This window comes from Pseudoalteromonas sp. MMG012, from assembly GCF_018100875.1.
Lineage (GTDB): Bacteria > Pseudomonadota > Gammaproteobacteria > Enterobacterales > Alteromonadaceae > Pseudoalteromonas > Pseudoalteromonas aurantia.
On sequence record NZ_JAGJEF010000153.1, the window covers coordinates 1 to 2,953 of the forward strand.

1 protein-coding gene is annotated in these 2,953 nt (G+C 37.9%); it reads left to right on the forward strand.

The window, feature by feature from the left end; translation table 11 throughout:
- Window positions 1–168 precede the first annotated feature (168 nt).
- Entirely contained in the window at window positions 169–2,526 is a 2,358-nt protein-coding gene (locus tag J8L97_RS22585) for an Ig-like domain-containing protein (protein WP_211052963.1), read from the forward strand.
- Window positions 2,527–2,953 lie beyond the last annotated feature (427 nt).

A 2,953-nucleotide genomic window follows, 5' to 3' on the forward strand; every position in this document is an offset into this window, starting at 1 on the left:
GTAATAACCAAGCAACTTTTATTTTCAGAACTGATATCGCAGGAACCGCTGCTTTCATTAACTACTTGGGATGGCTCAAAACTATTCATCAGCTCGCTAAATACGCTATACGAGGTTTCTATATTGCCGAGTATAACGATAGTAAGTCATGGTGATATAGGGGGTGATATGATCTCTGGTAGCTTTACCAAAGCGAATTCAGCACAGCTGCTTTTTGCAAATGGTGATATATACGAAGAAGAGAATGATAAAATTACGCGAGTTTTTAATGTAAGTCCTGGTTTGTTCACTGATATGCAATTTGTACATGCTCAAGATCTAAATAATGACGACTTAGACGAAGTTGTTGTAACTGAGCAAAGAGTTGTAGAGCTGGAAACAATCAGAAAGTTCGACATAATTGAAGTTAAAAGTGAGTCAAAACTAAGAAGTTACAGCGGTAAGCGCTTTATTTCCCCTACGGTTGCTGGAGATAACGCGTTCGTAGCAACGTGGACAGAATCTAAAACAGGGCCCCTGAGGCACCACTACAGCCCATCATACTGTATTGATCCGGTACAGTTATCACCATCGACGCCTTTGTGCCGAGAGTTTAGTCGTTCTAATCAAGCATATTACATTCAACATATCGTTATTCATTACGGTGATGTAAATTTTGATGGTACGCTAGATTTAGTTGGTCGCACTGAATTTGAAGATAACTTTGTACATAAAAGTATTGATGCCGAAGATCCGACTAAGATACAAATGCCGATACATGATAATCGATGTCAAAATTCTTACCTTAATTCAGTCATCAAATACACAGCGACACAAGTAGGGTTAACATGCTACGGCAGGTACTCTGTCGAAAGTGCGATGTCGGGTGGCTTACGCGATATAGAACAAAAAACAGTAATAGAAATATCACAAGGGCAAACCTTAACTAAGCAAGACTTTGGTTCTGGTACATATGAGTTAAATAAAAGGTTTGATCACAGGGTTGATATTGATCTTGACGGCAAACAAGAGGATATCGAGTTCTTCAACGTTGAAATTAATGAATATAGATTACAGATCAGTCGTCTTTACGACAATAACAGCAGAGAAGTCCTAATCACTAAATCGCTGCCTGTAGATGTGAACAACCCGCTTAAAAAGTTCGCTTATGAGAGAGCAATAGACAACCACCTAAAACACGGAATGTATATTCAATTTAAAGAGTCTACGTTGTATTACGAATATGGAGAAGACTTTATTGAGTTAGGTAACGGTGCATATGTTGATTTATCCACAGCTGCACATTTCGAAGAAACGGGAGTTTACGCTTTAACTAAAGCTGGTGAATTAAAGGTAATAAATGTATCAATAGATCCGATAGTTATCGCGCGTTTTTGTGACAATGATACGGCAGTTGGGTTAGAAAAAAGTGGACTTAATAAACTGATATATTCTTGTAAAAATCGATTTGGTCAATTTGATACGTTAAACAAAAAAATTGATTGGGAAATAGAGGGGATCGCCAACACCGAATTTGTTAATAGTCGTATTATCGACGACAAAAAATTGGTTGTAACGTCAGGATCAAAGCCATCTATATTTGAAGTTGCGAGTAATAAAATAGACGTTGCAGCAATTGCAGATATTAACTTGCGGGTGCACGCAAATAAATCATTAATAGTTAAACTGCCAAATACGGAAGAAAGTACGCGGTATGTATGGACATCGTCTTCGCGGTTGGGTGAACTTTCGACAATTGAAGGTGAGTCAAGCACGTTTGAGTACACCCCTGATATCCTCGGCCGAGAAACCCTAAGTTATAGTATTTTAAAAGGGGAATGGGAGACCGCACGAGGTATCGTAAATATTGATGTATACAATAAACCTCCACAACTTAGTGATATTGCTTTATTAACTCACTGGCGTAAGCCCATTGAGTTCTCGTTGCCATTAACTGATGAAGATGGTGATAAAATCATTTACACATTTATCAATAGCCCTCAAGTAGGGCAGTTATCATGGGCCAATGAAAATACCAATACTTTACGTTATGCACCAACGAGTTATAAAACCGTTGAAAGTATTCAATACCGAGGCAATGACGGTAGAGTTAATTCCACTGTAAAAAACATAGATATTACGCTAACAAACACGGCCCCACAAGCAGTGGCTTTATCACATGTTGCAGAGCGCAATAAGCCAATTACCATAGAGCTTAAGGGTAGTGATCCTGATGGCGATATAATCACCTACCATGTAGATTCAGTAGAGCAAATAGCTGGGTTTAAATTAGACGCCAATACGGGTGAAGTTTCACTTACACCGAACGTTAATTCACCTGCATCTATTACCTTTGGCTATTCAGTGTCTGATTCAATATCAAATTCTACAGTAGCATCTGTCACATTGGTTGTTAACGACTCAACCACTGCAGTATCTGATAGTAAAAGCAGCGGTAATATCAGCCCGATGTATCTTGTATTTTTGATGTTGATGAGTTGTGTAAAGGGATTTGTGCAGAGGAAGAATATGCGGAGTGTTTGTTAGCGGTTAACTGACATTTAACAGGGACTTGGTTTAAAGCAAGTTCCAGCTTCTCTTTAGTTGCTGTACATAACTTAAGCAGTGAGTGTTTTTAATCGTGTAGTTGCCGTAGAGAAGCTTTAAACGTTATTTAAACCCGTTTTAAAGTGAACGATTGTGATCTAATTCTAAACGTATAATGAGCAGGAATGATCGTGGAATGAGTCAAAATGAGCGGGTTTTGTCTAAAAACAAACGTAATTTGATTTGTAATGATTTTAGAGTTAGTCTAGGCGAAGTCCTTAGTTAATAGGGGCTTCAGAGCAATCAATTCTAAAATATTACTTCATCATTAAATCTAGAAATGAACGACCCCTTACAATTAAATCTAGAAATGAACGACCCCTTACAACAACAATATGACGTGAATATAGCAATTTAACATAACGTA

Bases quoted from the DNA above. Each gene is read 5' to 3' on its own strand.
- J8L97_RS22585 (WP_211052963.1), top strand. From the start codon at position 169: ATGATCTCTGGTAGCTTTACCAAAGCGAATTCAGCACAGCTGCTTTTT.